Raw genomic sequence first — 15,280 nt, 5'->3', positions numbered from 1 at the left:
GTTGTTTACGCTAGAAAATACACGCTCCCTCTCGGCCCCTGGCGTCCTTCGCCGCGTGGTGCATTCGGCAAATTTCAGACTGCAATGTATTGATAGGAGTAATTAGTGTCCAGAATACATAGCCTAGTTCATCGCCCTGATCTTTCGGTCTAAATTTTCTTAAGCTTCGCACATGCCCACCTGCGCTTACTGCAAACAAGAAGGTACGCTGACGCGCGAGCACGTCATCCCATCCTTTCTCTATGCACTTCAAAAATCATCGGGAGAGAAGTTTGTCGGCTGGAATGAAGTTGTGGGAAAGATGGTCGGCGGAGAGGCAAAGGTCAAAGACGTCTGCGCTGCATGCAACAACGGCGTTCTGAGTGAACTCGACGCCTACGGGAAGCAGGTACTTGATGAAGCAGGACTTCTGGTTCACAACTACCTCGGACGTTCGCTTGCTCTCAAATACGAGTACGCACCACTGCTTCGCTGGTCGCTAAAGGTGTCATTCAACTCTTCACGAACTGACGGCGCTCATAGCTACCTGTTCGAAAACTTCATTTCCTTCATCCTTGGCACTGCGGAATCGCCGTCAAGGAACCGCGTTACTTTGCTGGCTTATCTGGCCAGTCCCATCGCGTTAGATGAGATGCCCGCTGTCAATCAGCCGTTCGGAAAGGCGGCTCATGGGGCAAAGACTTTAAACCCATTTCTCATCCGAATCTGCTACGGATCTCTGCCTGGAGACGATTCGTTCATTCTCCGAATCAACATACTGGGGCCACTGGTTCTGCTAATGCCGATATTTAAACCAGATGTTCTACCAGGCCACGCCGCCGCATCAATCCGCCGGATCCAGAAAATGCATCCAGGGGCTGTGGAGCTAACAGGAAAGAAGCGCTTTGTAGAGTTGCATGCGGGCCGGAGCACTTGGCTTGACATGTACTCTGATCAAGTCAGACGTGTACGAGCAATCACAGGAGAGGCCTAGCCCTGTGGTCAAGCAGTTCTGCACACAGCGAACCCGAGACTAAATTCGGCAACCATCCCCCGGCAAGGCTGGGGGCATTTGGGATGTGAGCCACTCGAAGCGGCTGCAAGGGGTCGCTTACGCGGCCCCTCATTCTTGGGACCACCTATTTGTGGCTACTCATCTCCATAGACCGCGTTGGCCCAACCTTGCATCTTCCTTCTCTTGGTTACGGATGTACTCCCGTATTACCGCTTCGTTACGTCCCTCCGTCGACACGAAGTACCCTCGCGCCCAAAAGTGCTGCCCCACGAAGTTGCGCTTACGCTCCCCAAACACCCGCGCCAGGTGGATTGCGCTCTTGCCTTTGATGAAACCGACCACCTGCGATACCGAGTACTTCGGCGGGATCGACAGCATCATGTGCACGTGATCGGGCATCAAATGCCCCTCTTCAACTCTGCACTCCTTTTACGCTGCCAGCTCTCTGAACACCTCGCCCAGATATTCGCGTAGCTGCTGGTACAGCGTTTGCCTTCGACGCTTGGGGATGAGGACCACGTGATATTTGCAATCCCAGGCCGTGTGACTCAGACTTTTAAACTTATCCACCGTTTTTCTTCCTTTCATTTGCTTGGCGGCTCACGATTGCAAGTCTCTACGGTGGACAACCTCCTGAAAAGTCAAACTTCTGCTGCCTCCCCGGCAGAGCCGGGAGCCTCCTTTTTGCAGCTAGAGATTTCATTGTGGAATGGCGTCCACTCACCATCTCAGATGAAACTCCTAAGGCTTCACGACGACAGATCGCCGCGTAAATACGGTTTCAGGGCGTTCAGCAAGGTAGGCAACCGGCTGACCGGTATTGTCAAATCGCCGTGAAAGCAGATTCGATGGATGCAACAGGAGTAGCCGTGTCCCTATCTTCACCGTGACCGCAGGGGCGCTTGATTGCTAAACCCCAAAAAATAGGCTGCGGAGCGAGGTGCTAGAAGTAAGGGATGCTCTGAAGATCTGCGAGATTGATGGGTCGTAGGGGGTCAATAGCCCTCAGCACCCGCCACTTCAATTACACGGGCCAGATGCCCCTGCTCTATCGCCTGACGCGGTGTCCGGCCGCCCAAAGCGCCCGATGGTGTCTCCAAGAAGGCGAGCAGTGCCCAGCCCTCAGTCGTTCGCAAGGCTTTTGAAAGCTTGGGCACTGCATCCCATAGGGCAGATTCAAACTGCCAACTGGGCAACTTGAATCCACCCCGGGGTTGGGTCAATCCGATAGCCCGCCCTTTGGCGATCCACGCATTGATCGTCACTGGGGTGGTACCGACCAGATCCGCTGCCATGTCTGTGCTGAGCATGTCATTGGCTTCCAAGCGAGCCGTCCGGGCGGCCAGGCTGCCAGCCAGAAAGGCCTTTGTCTGAGCAGCAGACGCGTAGAGCGACGGATGTTCAACTGCGCTTGGGCCGTTGTTTGTGCGGAGGCGAGTCGTTGAGGTTGATGTTGTCGAGGCTGTTTTCATGGGGACTTCATCACTGGCGCCCTATGGCGCGTTGCGACCGCTAACCTTGCTACTGAAATACGAAGTGCGGGGCAAGTTCAATGCAGCAGCCTGCTTGAGCTTGGCCACCGGACGTGAGAGCAAGGCGAAGACCTCGGCGCTGTGGCGAACTGGCGCTTCGAGAACCAACGGGCCGATATCCAAATCCGTGAAGCCGGTACTGGCTGTCCGACGGCTGAGCACATTGGCCAAGATAGGGAGTGCGTGGCGGCGCTTCACGATGCCAGCGACAGATTGCAAGACCGCGAGGATGTCGGAGTGGCGTCGAATCATCGGTTGGCTGTTTTCAGAAACTACGGGGTTAGGCGGACAACCCCGCATGGCAGCCGCGCAGTTTTTCCCTCAGCTCGTGTTGAACTACAGGGTTGGACAAGCCGGTAGTTCCTTCGCACGCGACCAAATTTTCCCGACAGGAGTCAGGCCACCCCTCCAAATCGTCATCAAGTGCCAGCCACTGCCGGGGCTTTCGGCGACGAGCGTCATCTTGAACTTGCACACCCCGGGGCGTGGTGCGAAACATAGACAGATTCCAGGGATCCACGCCATGGACACGCTTGTGGTACGTCCCACCAATGAACCGGGCACGCAGAGAGACCGGAAGCCGTTTGAGGGTTGCGCTGTATCCGGGACGGATGCACCAGGTGCTACTCAGCACCAGAGCGACTGCCGGGTACGGTTCAAGCACCGATTCCAAGATAGAAATCCATTCAAAAAGAGAGTGTCCTGCAGCCTCATATGGGCTCATGTAGATACCCCTGCTTGGATGCCAGAGCACTTTTTCATGGTGGACAACACCATCGAGGTCTAGGTACAGAACGACGTCCGCGCTGTGGGGAGAAGACGCAGGGAGATACGGGGAGTTCTGGCTAAAGGGCATAGCCGTAGGCATTCTGCATGGTGTCAATTGGTCAGCGGGGATAGCGACAGGTCCAGACCTTATTCACGACCAGCCCTCTCCCTGCCTATGCTTACGAATACGCACCAGATTGGGCTCGCAAGAGCAAGCTCTTCACGACTTGCAGGCCGTCTGGCTCATTGAGCACATCGATAGGTCTTCGACTTCCCAAGGCTGGGACCATGCTAGTAAGCCATTGGTCTAGCCACACCCTTGCATCAAAACCGGTTTGGTCTCCTGAGTCAGCAAGCATGCCCTGTACGAGCACGGTGAGAGTGGCGATGTCGTCTTCAAGGGCCATGGCTTGCTCCGTGGAAATGGCTGGGGATCGGTGTGCAACCTTGATGGTGCAATCCTTGGGATTGAGCGTCATATTTTGGTCTATGGAATGCAATTTTTCGCTGGATGCACTTTACGTTTCCCTGTAGTTTTCGGTTCCAAAAGCAACTGGAGGGACTCATGCAACGAAGCGTCTACATTTCGCTCGTGACCGCAACGGTCGCGATCAGTGGGTGCGGCACCATGCCGATTGACGACCCAAATCAGTCTGAACCTCCACTGAGGCTTGCGACGATGACGCAATCCAGGCTGGACGCTGAATTTGCCCTGGAAAACAGGTACGTCGCCAGAAAAGCTGATGGCACTCAGGCTCCACGAATCGGCTTGGCCCTCTCAGGCGGGGGAACCAAGGCGGGGATGTTTGCACACGGTGTGCTGCATGGACTTCAACAAAGTGGTGTGCTTAAGCATGTACATGCGATATCAACCACCTCCGGTGGCGGCTACGCAGCATATTGGTATTTCTCAAAAAAAATGGAGGCGGCTCGCGCTGAAGGCAGAGAGCGATTTGATTTTGATTCTATTTTTTCTGACTGCGTGCCGCTGTGGCTCGTTCGGGAACAAGATGTTCAAGATGAAAAATACGCGCATCTGCGCAACGCACGCAGCAGTGCGCTCGCCTCAGCTCGTCGAGAAGCCCAAGAGTTAGGTCGGCAGCAACCTGAACCGGTATGCTTCAACTCACGCCACGCAACTGCTGGATCGGTCAATGGTGAATACGACCCTTTCCGCTGGCAAGCCCACATAGTCCGTTGGCCTGATGTTTTTAATCCCGAGATTACTCGTCCAACGGGAAATCCTCAAACATCGCCCAAAAGTAAGCTAGTCGGCTATGGATTTCATTCTGTACTAGAGATTGGAACCGGTCTTTTTGGCATAGAGCCCTCCGTGGTGACAGCCTATGAGATGGGGCTGGAGCGCACCTGGGGTTTGAACCCTAAGCGTCGTGACATAGCTCTCATAGCCAGCGCCCCATCCGAATCGCTTACGGAAGTGTCATTGTGGTCATATACCAATGCCGTGGGGTCCAACGGTAGTCTCAGAGTAGATCCAGAGAAAAATCAGTGGAAGGATCTACGAGCCCTCTACGACAAAGATCCCACTTTGCCGGTTTGGATTCTTAACACTACACAAGGCACCAAAACCAGGATTCCGAACGCCCACAATCTTTTTGAGATTACGCCCTTCAGCTATGGATCTTCGCGACTTGGCTACATTCAAAATCCCCCGCCCCTGAAGACCATCACTCAAGGCGTACGGGCCTCAGCTGGCTTTATGGATCCGCAGAATCTATCGCCCAGCGTGGGCACTGCAATGTATGAAATGGCAGGCCTCTTCGTTAGAGGTGTGCAATGGGGTGTGGATATCCCCGTGACGAGGCCAACGGATGGCATTCGCGGTACTGTGCGACTCAGTGATGGGGGGCCAACCGAGAATACTGGTGCACTTAGCCTCATTCGGCGCGGCATTTCTGACCTGATCATCGCTGACGGCGCGCAAGACGCTGAAGGGCGGATGGAAGACCTCTGTAACTTGGAACACCTGCTTTTGCTCGAAAAGTTGTCGATGACCTTCGCCGCTCTTGAGAATTTCAATTTGCTGTGCGAGCGCTTGAGAAAGAATGAAGCAAAACAATTGGCATACAACGTTTCCGCATGGACCTCACCTGTCATTGAAGGAGAGATCACTTGGCCACCAACGGCCGCTGAACCAAACCGAAGAATTAAAGTTTATGTAATCAAGCCTGCGTGGGACGAACTGAAGATTCAGGCACTGGTCAACCGGAAGACTTCTTTCGAAGATGAGTGTGGCACTAAGCCAAACCAAGTCAACTGCTGGCTACCTATTTACTTCTTCCACGATAGAGGTTCCACCATCGATAGCCACAAATATCCTTCAGGCGAGAATTACTCTGGAGATATTCAGACTCCACTGACAGGAGCTCAACGAGACTACATGCAGTTTCCCCAGCACGGAACAGTGACCGCAACCATTGACTCGAGCACTTATCGCTTTTGGGCATATCGCGAGCTCGGACGCAACCTTGCTGTCAACCTTCGCTACGATGAAATGTCCGGCCGTACTAGGAATGAAGGAATCCAATGCCTTCAGCACAGTGCATTGGCAAGAAAACATGGGCTGAGGCCAATCCACAGGCCCATAACAAGTAGCGGTCATGCGGGCCCACCCACTGAATGCATCCCGATTCCAACGAAATCGCAGTGACGAAGCTAACCAGAGCACCCTAATTCCTAGCCAGCGGTGGACACATTCCTAAGGAAGCTGTCATGACGATATCGCTATCTGATGCCCTGTCGCACTACCGTGCGGTGACAGACACTTCGCACCGATACTGGGGCTACTTTCAAGCGATTGCTGCAAGCACAGCTGCTTTCGCTTGGGGCGCCGGTTCAATGAAGCATTGGTTCGAGTACGCGATGCTCACACTCGGCTTTGTGATTTTTGCAGTGCTGAACATGCGACTTATCTTGGGCGCACAAGAAGACGCACTTAAGATTGCCGAAGGGCTAAAGTCCTTTGTGCAACGTGCAGATTCCGGTGTTCCATTGGATTTCCAGCCGATCTTTCAAAGGCTAGATCCCGATTCGAAATATAAAGTCGGCTCGTGGCACGCTCTCATTTCAGCAGCAACGATTGCGGTCGTGTGGGTGCGCTATGTGCATCCATCCTTGGTTTGATGGTGCAATACACGATAAAGCTTCCGCTTTAAGAACTTCAATAGGCATAGCGACTGCAACTTGACTAGCCCGTCTTCACCTCTACAAGCCTCTCTTTGCGACGATCCTGTACTGGCGCTCGCAGATCGATCCGACGAGTTCGAGGACGCCATATTGGACTGCTTTCCTTCGACAGGTGTGGTCCTGGCCATTGAGTCCGAACAAAACCAATTGGCCTTGAGCGCATGCCACCTGTGCATCGAGCATTCCAGGGTAGTAAGAACTGCATTTGCCATTGACGCCCCAAGCTCTGCATGCGGAGTTCTTCGCCTTCAATATGAGGCTCTGCTGCGGGCCTCATGGCTCCTCTTCGCGGCAACTCCAGCACAGATCGAAAAGCTAGGTAGAGAACTGACGCCGGAAGCCGAGCTTGCAGCCAAAAATCTCCCAAGTGCTACTGAGATGCTCTCAAAGGTGTTGGGAGCAGCACCCGCTGGGTTGACCGCGCATCTGGCGGAGTTCAACGAGTATTCACGGCACGCCTTGAACTCGTATGTCCACAGCGGGATTCACCCGCTTCGCCGTGTGCGTGAGGGATTTCCGGTGGAGATGGCAATGAATCTGATTCGAATCTCCAATGGGCTCATGCACATGGCTTACCGAATGCTTGCCATGCTCATGGGATCACAGCGCCGAATGGACAAGGTGACGCACTTGTACAAACAGTTCACTGATTGCTGTCCAATGGCCCCCTCGGGTCAAACGCCCGGAACCAAATAATTCGCAGGAGCTAAACATTCCCGGCTGTATTTGGATATGTCTCAGGGCATCCCAGCGACCCATATTCAATCAGTCATACAGTGTCCGCCCGCTCGTCGAGAACAGGCATCAACCGCATGCCCTAGAGCGTTGAGTTCAGAAATGGCCTTCACCCCCTGACTGCCAGTTTTACGTGGAAATTGACACTCAAAGCATCCACGCTGCAATTAAATCTCCCTTCCTGTTCAGAATGGAGATTCACCATGGAAAAGCGCTGGTGCAATGCGTGCGGCGAGTCGTTTGAACCCCGGCCTCAAACCCCTCACCAGTTGTACTGCGCAAAGCCAGAGTGTCAGCAGTCACGCAAACGCTTGTGGCAAAAGACAAAGCGCAAGACTGACGATGACTACCACGAGAACCAGGCTCAGGCCCAGTCTAGTTGGCGCAGGGATCATCCAGATTACTGGCGCCGCTACCGGGAATCACACCCCGAATACACCGCTGCCAATCGGCAACGTCAGAAGCAACGCAATGCTAGGCGCTCCGCTTCTTTGCACGCGTCCCCAATTGCAAACAGTGACGCGTCACCACAAGCCTTGCCCGTATTGGGCATCTTCAAACTCATTGCAATCGCCCCAGCTACGTTGGCAGGACAGCAGGAATGGATTGTCCAGATCAGCTTGGCGCCTTGAACCTGTTCGGAGACGTGTGATTGCAAAGAGAGGACTTTATCGCCAACAGATGATGACGCTGGTAGTGTGGTGTTGCCGTTGCTGACCCGGGAGATGTTTCCAGGTGGCCGATGACCTCGTGGCGCAGCACCACGAGTCTGTTGAGGAGCTGCACGATGGATAAAGGCGAGCTGCCATTGTCACAGAATGGGCAATCGAACTTCCGCGCGGCGGAGTACGTGCGGATGTCGACCGAGCACCAGCAATACTCCACACACAACCAAGTCGCTCGCATTCGGGAGTACGCCCAGCAACGCGGCATTGAGGTGGTGAAAACCTATGCCGACGAAGGCAAGAGCGGGCTTCGGATTGCCGGACGGCTCGCCTTACAACAGCTCATTGAGGACGTGGAATCGGGTGCGGCGGACTTCTCCATGGTGCTCGTCTACGACGTTAGCCGTTGGGGACGCTTCCAGGATGCGGATGAGAGCGCGTACTACGAATATCGGTGCAAGCGCGCGGGCATTCAGGTGGTCTACTGCGCGGAACAGTTTGAGAACGATGGCTCCCCCATCTCAACCATCGTCAAGGGCGTGAAGCGAACCATGGCTGGCGAGTACAGCCGGGAGTTGTCGACGAAAGTGTTTGCAGGCCAGTGTCGGCTGATCGAGTTAGGTTATCGGCAAGGAGGGCCTGCGGGCTTTGGATTGCGCCGACTACTGGTTGATCAGACGGGGGCGAGCAAGGCCGAATTGGCACGAGGTGAGCACAAAAGTTTGCAGACCGACCGAGTCGTTTTGGTGCCTGGCCCCCAGGAAGAGGTGCAGGTGGTCCAAAGCATCTACCGATGGTTTGTCAATGACGGCTTGTCTGAGACGGAGATCGCCTCGCGATTGAACTGCTCGGGCATCCGCACCGATCTGGGGCGCGAATGGAACAGAGCCACTGTTCACGAGGTCCTCATCAACGAAAAGTACATCGGCAGCAACGTCTACAACCGGGTGTCCTTCAAGCTGCGCAAGCTGAGAGTGGTCAATCCTTCAGACATGTGGATTCGCAAGGAGGACGCCTTCCCAGCCATCGTTGCCAAAGAGGACTTCTACACCGCGCAAGGCATCATCCGCGCGCGCTCGCGCCGCTATTCAGACGAAGAATTGATTGAGCGACTGCGCAACCTCTATCAGCACCGCCAGGCGCTGTCTGGGCTCATCATCAATTCAACCGAGGGCATGCCATCCTCTTCGGTCTACGCCCATCGCTTCGGCAGCTTGGTACGCGCTTACCAACTTGTTGGCTTCGTCCCGTCGCGCGATTTTCAGTACGTCGAAATCAATCGGCATCTGCGCCGGATGCACCCCGCCATCGTCGTGCAGACTGAGGAGAAGATGGCGGCGCTGGGCGGTAGCGTAAGACGCGATCCGCTCACCGATCTCCTGTATGTCAACGAGGAGTTCAGCGTCTCCATCGTGCTGGCTCGTTGTCGGCGGCGCGAGTCAGGACAATTGTTCTGGAAGATGCGGTTTGACACGGGCCTTGCGCCCGATCTCACGGTAGCGGTACGTCTTGATCTCTCCAACCAATCTGCTCTGGACTACTACTTGTGGCCCAGGCTGGACTTCGGTAATCCCCGCATCAGTTTGGGAGAACGCAATCCGGTGGAACTGGAGAACTACCGCTTCGACAACCTGGACTACTTCTATGGAATGGCAGCACGAACCCGACTGCGGAGAGCGGCATGACCGAGCCGCTTTCTCTGCCCGAGCTGCGCATGATCCCGATGGACCGCATTGAGATCCTGAATCCCCGCGAACGTAACCAGCGCAAATTCAGCGCGATTGTGGAAAACATCGGAGCAGTTGGTCTGAAGAAGCCTGTCACCGTCACACCGCGTCCCGGTGAGGACGGTGCAGAGCGCTACGTACTGGTGTGCGGCGAAGGGCGATTCAAGGCATTCCAGCAACTGGGGGAGAAGCGCATTCCAGCGCTTGTGGTCATGGTCTCCGACGAGGACGCGTTTGTCATGAGCCTTGCGGAGAACGTCGCAAGGAGACGGCATCAGCCACTGGAGCTGCTGCGTGGCATCACGTTGCTGCGCGACAAAGGACATTCCGTACAAGACATCGCGCGCAAAACCAACCTGCACGAGTCCTATGTGCGGCACATTCTTGAGTTGGTCGACAAGGGGGAAGAGCGACTTTTGGTTGCCGTCGAACGCGGCAAGATGCCGATCACCGTGGCCATTCTCATCGTCGGTGCCGGCAATGACGACAAGGCAATACAGATGGCAATGCAAGAAGCCTACGAATCTGGCGAGCTCCGTGGCCCGCAGCTGATGTACGCCAAGAAGCTGGTGGAGCGGCGCCAGTTTCTAGGACGCTCCATCGCACGTTCGACGCCTCGGAAGCCTGTCGACATCACCTCGTCTAGCCTGGTGCGCGCCTACAAGACAGAGGTTGAGCGCCAGCGCATCATGATCCGCAAGTCGTCGCTCGTCCAGCAGCGACTCTTCTTTGTATACGGAGCACTGAGAAAGATGCTGGGCGACGAGAACCTGGTCAACATCCTTCGACTGGAGGGGCTGGACACCTTGCCCAAGTACCTCGCGGAACGCGTGTCCCGCAGTGGAGGCTCTGTATGACATCCACTACCCTTGGATTCCTGCCCAAACCGCTCATGATTGAGGTCGACCGAATCCTTCCGTCGGTCAAACTCGACCAAAAAATCACGGCAACGCACAAGTTCCGGCAGATCAAAGAATCCATCGCCGAGATCGGCCTCATTGAGCCCCTGGTGGTCACAGCGGTCGACCGCAAGACCTCACGGCATCTCATCCTGGACGGGCATTTGCGCTTAATGGCCATGAAAGAGCTGGAGCTCAGCGAGATTCCCTGCCTAGTCTCCACCGACGACGAGTCTTTCACGTACAACAATCAGCTGAATCGCCTTTCGACCATCCAGGAGCACATCATGATCCGCCGCGCGATGGATCGTGGCATTTCTGCAGCGAAGTTAGCCAAAGGTCTGTGTATTGATGTGAGCTTGCTGCAAAAGAAGCGCAGTCTGCTCGACGGGATTTGCGATGAGGTGGCCAGGATTCTGAAAGACCACCAATTCTCGACAGAAGTCACTGCAATGTTGCGACGTATGAAGCCCACTCGCCAGGTCGAGTGCGCCGAACTCATGGTGGCCGCCAACACGGTGACCGCAAGCTACGCCCGTGCAATGCTCGCAGCGACACCAGAAGAAATGCTGGTCGGCGGCAAGAAGACGGTTCGCAGCGCCGCGATGTCGCAAGAGCAAGTGGCTCGGATGGAAAACGAGATGACCAACCTGCTGGGGCAGTACAAGCTGGCCGAGCAATCGCACAGCGAGGACATGCTGAACTTGATGATCGCCCGAGGCTACATCGTCAAGCTCGTAGACAACGCGCGCGTGCTGCGGTACATGCAGACCCACTTCCCAGAGGTCTTGGAAGAATTCGCCAAGATAGTGGAGATGACGACCGTGGAAACGTGAGCGCGTTTCAGCTCCATATATGAGAGCCGCTGACATGGCTCTGGTAGCACCTGAGACCACGCCAGAAGGTACTCATGCACCGGCACCTAACTGCCGCCGAATCCCCGCAGTAACAACCGACCCTGGGAGTCGCTTTGAAGAGTTGTGCCTCGCGTTTCTCTGAGGCTCAAGAGCTTTCACGATCAGCGCATTTCACCGACCTGCCCCAAGAGATCGACTTGCAGGCAGCCCCTAGTCATGCGTTGGGGCAATCCACCACCCATCATCAACACCGTGGGGAATATCCCAAAGGGTAAACTTGGCAGGAAAGTGCGTCCAAGGGGGCGCGCTCCCTGGTGTCACCGGCGGTGTGTAGGATCTTTGCAGGTTTGTGGGAATGATTTCTAGAGCCGTTCTCATTGGAACTGCAAATGTGATTGGTTTGCAAGGCCCTGGGTTTGCAGGTTCAGTGAGAACCTACAGCCAGCCCGCTACGTCGTAGTGGTGCACTAATAAACAAAAACGCCCGGCCAACACCCGGGCGTTTTTTCATCAAGCTCGTCTTCTATCTATGCCTCAAGACCCCTCCACAACACCAGCCACAGCGCCTGCCACCACCCTGCAGCAACTGGCCCTGCGCCTGCAAGACTTCGCGCAGCAGCGCAACTGAGGCCAGTTCCATTTGCCCAAGAACCTGGCGTCTGCGTTGATCGAGGAAGCCGGCGAGCTGCTGGAGCACTTTCAGTGGCTGACCGAGGAGCAAAGCCGCAACCTGCCGGCTGATAAGAAACAGGCCGTTGCGTATGAGATGGCAGATGTGCTGCTGTACCTTGTGCAGATGACCGACCTGGGCCGCGCGTCGCTGCTGGCCCACCCGGCGGTGAGGCAGCAGGTAGAAGAGGGCTGCGGCGCGATGGGTCGGCCAACGGGTTCCTCTTTACCGATGTGCTGGGCGTCAAACAAGTGAAACGGCTGCTGCGCAAGCCCATCACCCAGATCACCCTGGGCGCCCGCCAAGTGGATGAGTTGGTGACCCTGCTCCCGCTGCGCATGCCGTTTGGCCGCACGCTGCGGGTGGCGGGGCATGAGTGGCAGTTGCTGCTAGAGCCTGCTGCGGCTGGCGCCGATGGCAGCAACGCGGTGGAGTGGCAGGGCGAGAGCGAGAACGCCTTGGTGCTGCGCCTGACCGATGCCACGGTGCAGCAACTGGCGCAGACGCTGCAGCCCCGCCAGGGCAGCTATGTGCTGCCGCTGTTGCCGCAGGTGGAGTGGGTGGTGCAGAAGACGACGATCAAGGACTCGACCGGCAAGGTCGTTGATGTAATCGGCTGAGGCTGATCAGCTGTCGCTCAACGCGGCGGCTTCGGACCGCGCCACACGGGTTTGCATTCAACCCTCTCACTCCTGCTTCGTCTGCTTCCAAATCCGATCCGCCCTTTCCCAAGCCGCCTTCGCTGCAGGCTCTGCCTCCAGCCAGCTCAGCCGGCTCGACTGGCGGTCCGTGTCCCAGCGCTGCTGCAGGTGGCCGCGGGCCTCGTTCCAGTCGCGGCCACGGCGATCAATCACGCTTTGGTAGCCTGAGCGGTAGGCAGGCGCGTAGTCGTCGTCGTAGGTGTAGGCATCGGAGTAATACGGCTCCCGCCCATACGCGTCGCGCCAGTAGGCGTCTTCCGCCGTGGGGTTGACGGCTTCGGCCGCGCCCTTGCCGGCCAGGCCGCCGACGACGGCGCCCACCACGGCACCCACGGCGGAGCCGATGGGGCCGCCCACGGAGCCGGCGGCTGCGCCGGTGACGGCACCGCCTGCGGCGCCGATACCGGTGCCGATGGGATGTGCGCCCGGTGCATGGGTGATGGGATCAAGGTTCAGGTCGCGGGGGGTGGTGTCTCGGGCCATGGTGTTGCTCCTGGTTGGGTGGTGGTGCGGCCGGGTTGCCTGCGTGCCTGGATGTGCATGTGGCGCGGGCAACTTCCGGCGGCGGTGGAACTATGCTGCGCGGACGCCGGCTGCTGTGGCGTAGGTCAAGCGCCCAATGCGGCGACAGCGGGGATGCGCGGGACGGCTGACTGCCGTGGGCCCCGGTGTTTTTCTGGGTGCGCTGGCCGCCCCGGTGCGCGCACAGGCACAATCGCAACCCCATGCGCTCCCCCATTGCCATCGTTGACGTCGACCGTCTGGACACCTGGACCCGCTATCGCGCGGGCCTGTGCGATACCTGTGCGGCCAATTGCTGCACGATGCCGCTGGAGGTGCAGCTGCCCGACCTGGTGCGGCTGGAGCTGGTGGACCCTTTCGAGGCCGAGCATGAAGAGCTTCGGCACATTGCCAAGCGGCTGCAGAAGGCGCGGCTGATCGACCACTTCAACCACAAGAACGCGGTGTTCACGATGGCGCGGCGGGCCAGCGGGGACTGCAATTTTCTGGACCCGAAGACGCGGCGGTGCACGGTGTACGACAAGCGGCCCGAGACGTGCAGGCTGCACCCGCAGAAGAAGAGCCCCAAGCCGGGTTACTGTGCCTATGGGGCGCGGGACTTGAAGCGCAAAGGTTGAGCACAAGGCCTGCCCAGGCAGGCCAGCGACTCCCACGGCAAGCCTGCTGGGCTACACCGTCTCGCGCTGCACAAAGCCTGACAAAACTTCCGGCGAGGCATGCAAGCTGGCCACCTCCACCGCATCCACCCGCGCATGCGGCGGGCCCTGGTGGGCCCAGTCGATGAGGGACTGCACGGCATCTGCAGGGCCGGTGGCCAGGGCTTCGACGCTGCCGTCGCGGCGGTTGCGCACCCAGCCTTGAAGGCCGCGCTGCTGGGCGGCCTGCACCAGGGACCAGCGGTAGCCCACACCCTGCACATGGCCACGGATGATGAGGTGCCGGGTGATGTGAGTGTCAATGTGACTGTCGGTGTGAGGGTGGTCGCCATGGGGTTGCATGGGCGCACTGTACGCCCGCCGTCCCAGTGGGCCAAACACCGGCCGTAGCGCCACTCGACCGCCGCAGCGCTGCGCGGTAAGCTGTGGCGCCACCCAGGGCTCTGCAGCGCGCTGTACAGGCCCTGAACGGCCCCACCGCATGACCACGACCCGCAAAGCCCTGCCTGCCATCGACACCGCCCGCTGCACGGGCTGCGGCTGGTGCGTGGCGGTGTGTGCACCGCATGTGCTGTCGCTGCAGGTGCAGGGCGATGCCGGCTGGGGGCCCAAGCGGTCTGCGCTGCACGATGCGGCGGGTTGTACCGGGTGTGCGCAGTGCGCCGTGCGCTGCCCGTTCGATGCGATCCGCATGGTGCGGACGCCGGGCTTGCACGGTGGCTTGCAGCTGAACCAGGCGGCGGGGGACGAAGCGGCCTTGTCCCACACCCGGGGCGACACGTCTGTGGTGTGATTCGGAGCCCGGGTTTTTGCCCGGCCGTTCACCCACCACCACCACTGCATGCATCCACCATGCACAAGGAGCCACGCCATGTCTGAAAAGAAAGCCAGCGTTCACTGGGAAGGTGCCGGCAAAGCCGGCCAGGGACAGATCAGCACCGAGACCGGCGCGCTGAACAAGTACCCCTATGGCTTTGCCAGCCGCTTCGGCGACGACCGCAAAGGCACCAACCCCGAAGAGATCGTGGGCGCGGCGCATGCTGCCTGCTTCAACATGGCGTTTTCGTTTGCGGCGGACAAGGCGGGCATTGCCACCGAAACCGTGGACACCACCGCCAGCGTGCGCCTGTCCAAGGACGGCGACGGCTTTGTGATCGACCGCATCGCGCTCACGCTGACTGCCAAGGTGCCGGGCATCGACGATGCGACCTTTCAGAAGATCGCGGCCGACGCCAAGGCCAACTGCCCGCTGTCGAAGGCGCTGGCGTCGGTGCCGGAGATCACGCTGACCGCCAAGCTGGTGCAATAGGTCATAGGTCATAGGTCATAGGGCACGGCCGTAAAGGC

General features: G+C 57.8%; 18 protein-coding genes and 1 pseudogene. 12 read left to right on the top strand and 7 right to left on the bottom strand.

Annotated elements, in window-relative coordinates; translation table 11 throughout:
- Positions 1–172: 172 nt before the first annotated feature.
- Positions 173–973: an HNH endonuclease gene (locus KW835_RS16295; RefSeq protein ID WP_218384177.1), complete on the top strand. Its 801-nt coding sequence runs from the start codon at positions 173–175 to the stop codon at positions 971–973.
- A 159-nt stretch (positions 974–1,132) separates the two neighbouring features.
- On the opposite strand, the pseudogene tnpA reads toward KW835_RS16295, so the two are convergent.
- From tnpA to KW835_RS16270, 5 genes and pseudogenes are all read right to left on the bottom strand, one after another.
- A pseudogene (gene tnpA, locus KW835_RS16290) lies at positions 1,133–1,564 on the bottom strand (IS200/IS605 family transposase).
- A gap of 425 nt (positions 1,565–1,989) precedes the next feature.
- Positions 1,990–2,466 (bottom strand): hypothetical protein, encoded by a 477-nt coding sequence (locus KW835_RS16285; RefSeq protein ID WP_218384175.1) that lies wholly within the window; start codon positions 2,464–2,466, stop codon positions 1,990–1,992.
- A 21-nt stretch (positions 2,467–2,487) separates the two neighbouring features.
- On the bottom strand, positions 2,488–2,778 hold the full coding sequence (locus KW835_RS16280) for a hypothetical protein (protein ID WP_218384245.1): 291 nt from the start codon (positions 2,776–2,778) through the stop codon (positions 2,488–2,490).
- 28 nt (positions 2,779–2,806) lie between these two features.
- Positions 2,807–3,382: an HAD domain-containing protein gene (locus KW835_RS16275; protein ID WP_218384173.1), complete on the bottom strand. Its 576-nt coding sequence runs from the start codon at positions 3,380–3,382 to the stop codon at positions 2,807–2,809.
- Positions 3,383–3,473: 91 nt separating this feature from the next.
- Positions 3,474–3,773, bottom strand: a complete 300-nt coding sequence (locus KW835_RS16270) for an antitoxin Xre/MbcA/ParS toxin-binding domain-containing protein (RefSeq protein WP_255593583.1) — start codon at positions 3,771–3,773, stop codon at positions 3,474–3,476.
- 86 nt (positions 3,774–3,859) lie between these two features.
- Here KW835_RS16270 and KW835_RS16265 point away from each other — a divergent pair, with 86 nt between their 5' ends.
- From KW835_RS16265 to KW835_RS16230, 8 genes are all read left to right on the top strand, one after another.
- Positions 3,860–5,965, top strand: a complete 2,106-nt coding sequence (locus KW835_RS16265) for a patatin-like phospholipase family protein (protein ID WP_218384171.1) — start codon at positions 3,860–3,862, stop codon at positions 5,963–5,965.
- Positions 5,966–6,027: 62 nt separating this feature from the next.
- Complete coding sequence (locus tag KW835_RS16260) at positions 6,028–6,438, top strand: hypothetical protein (protein WP_218384169.1); 411 nt, start codon at positions 6,028–6,030, stop codon at positions 6,436–6,438.
- A gap of 1,001 nt (positions 6,439–7,439) precedes the next feature.
- Positions 7,440–7,868, top strand: a complete 429-nt coding sequence (locus KW835_RS16255; RefSeq protein WP_218384167.1) for a hypothetical protein — start codon at positions 7,440–7,442, stop codon at positions 7,866–7,868.
- A 155-nt stretch (positions 7,869–8,023) separates the two neighbouring features.
- On the top strand, positions 8,024–9,586 hold the full coding sequence (locus KW835_RS16250) for a recombinase family protein (RefSeq protein ID WP_218384165.1): 1,563 nt from the start codon (positions 8,024–8,026) through the stop codon (positions 9,584–9,586).
- On the top strand, positions 9,583–10,485 hold the full coding sequence (locus KW835_RS16245; RefSeq protein ID WP_218384163.1) for a ParB/RepB/Spo0J family partition protein: 903 nt from the start codon (positions 9,583–9,585) through the stop codon (positions 10,483–10,485). Before KW835_RS16250 ends, KW835_RS16245 begins: the two co-directional genes overlap by 4 nt.
- Complete coding sequence (locus KW835_RS16240) at positions 10,482–11,363, top strand: plasmid partitioning protein RepB C-terminal domain-containing protein (RefSeq protein ID WP_218384161.1); 882 nt, start codon at positions 10,482–10,484, stop codon at positions 11,361–11,363. Before KW835_RS16245 ends, KW835_RS16240 begins: the two co-directional genes overlap by 4 nt.
- 661 nt (positions 11,364–12,024) lie before the next feature.
- Positions 12,025–12,309, top strand: coding sequence for a MazG nucleotide pyrophosphohydrolase domain-containing protein (locus KW835_RS27140; protein ID WP_339385566.1), 285 nt, complete (start codon positions 12,025–12,027; stop codon positions 12,307–12,309).
- Complete coding sequence (locus KW835_RS16230) at positions 12,306–12,674, top strand: hypothetical protein (protein ID WP_218384160.1); 369 nt, start codon at positions 12,306–12,308, stop codon at positions 12,672–12,674. Before KW835_RS27140 ends, KW835_RS16230 begins: the two co-directional genes overlap by 4 nt.
- A 66-nt stretch (positions 12,675–12,740) precedes the next feature.
- Here KW835_RS16230 and KW835_RS16225 read toward each other — a convergent pair whose 3' ends face one another.
- Positions 12,741–13,238 (bottom strand): hypothetical protein, encoded by a 498-nt coding sequence (locus KW835_RS16225; RefSeq protein WP_218384158.1) that lies wholly within the window; start codon positions 13,236–13,238, stop codon positions 12,741–12,743.
- Between the two features lie 242 nt (positions 13,239–13,480).
- On the opposite strand from KW835_RS16225, the gene KW835_RS16220 reads away from it, so the two are divergent.
- Positions 13,481–13,894, top strand: coding sequence for a YkgJ family cysteine cluster protein (locus KW835_RS16220; protein ID WP_218384156.1), 414 nt, complete (start codon positions 13,481–13,483; stop codon positions 13,892–13,894).
- Between the two features lie 51 nt (positions 13,895–13,945).
- Here the strand turns inward: KW835_RS16220 and KW835_RS16215 are convergent, their stop codons facing one another.
- Positions 13,946–14,275: an acylphosphatase gene (locus KW835_RS16215; RefSeq protein ID WP_218384154.1), complete on the bottom strand. Its 330-nt coding sequence runs from the start codon at positions 14,273–14,275 to the stop codon at positions 13,946–13,948.
- Positions 14,276–14,414: 139 nt separating this feature from the next.
- Between KW835_RS16215 and KW835_RS16210 the strand changes: the two genes are divergently transcribed.
- A complete protein-coding gene (locus KW835_RS16210) occupies positions 14,415–14,726 on the top strand; it encodes an ATP-binding protein (protein ID WP_218384146.1) in 312 nt (103 codons plus the stop codon).
- A gap of 78 nt (positions 14,727–14,804) precedes the next feature.
- Positions 14,805–15,242 carry an OsmC family protein gene (locus KW835_RS16205; protein ID WP_218384144.1) on the top strand — a complete coding sequence of 146 codons (438 nt, stop codon included), beginning with the start codon at positions 14,805–14,807 and terminating at the stop codon, positions 15,240–15,242.
- Positions 15,243–15,280: the final 38 nt, after the last annotated feature.

Origin of the sequence: Acidovorax sp. sic0104, from assembly GCF_019219095.1 — a bacterium.
GTDB lineage: Bacteria > Pseudomonadota > Gammaproteobacteria > Burkholderiales > Burkholderiaceae_C > Acidovorax.
The sequence above is the reverse complement of the archived record's forward strand: the minus strand, read 5'-3'. Positions and strand labels throughout refer to the sequence as shown.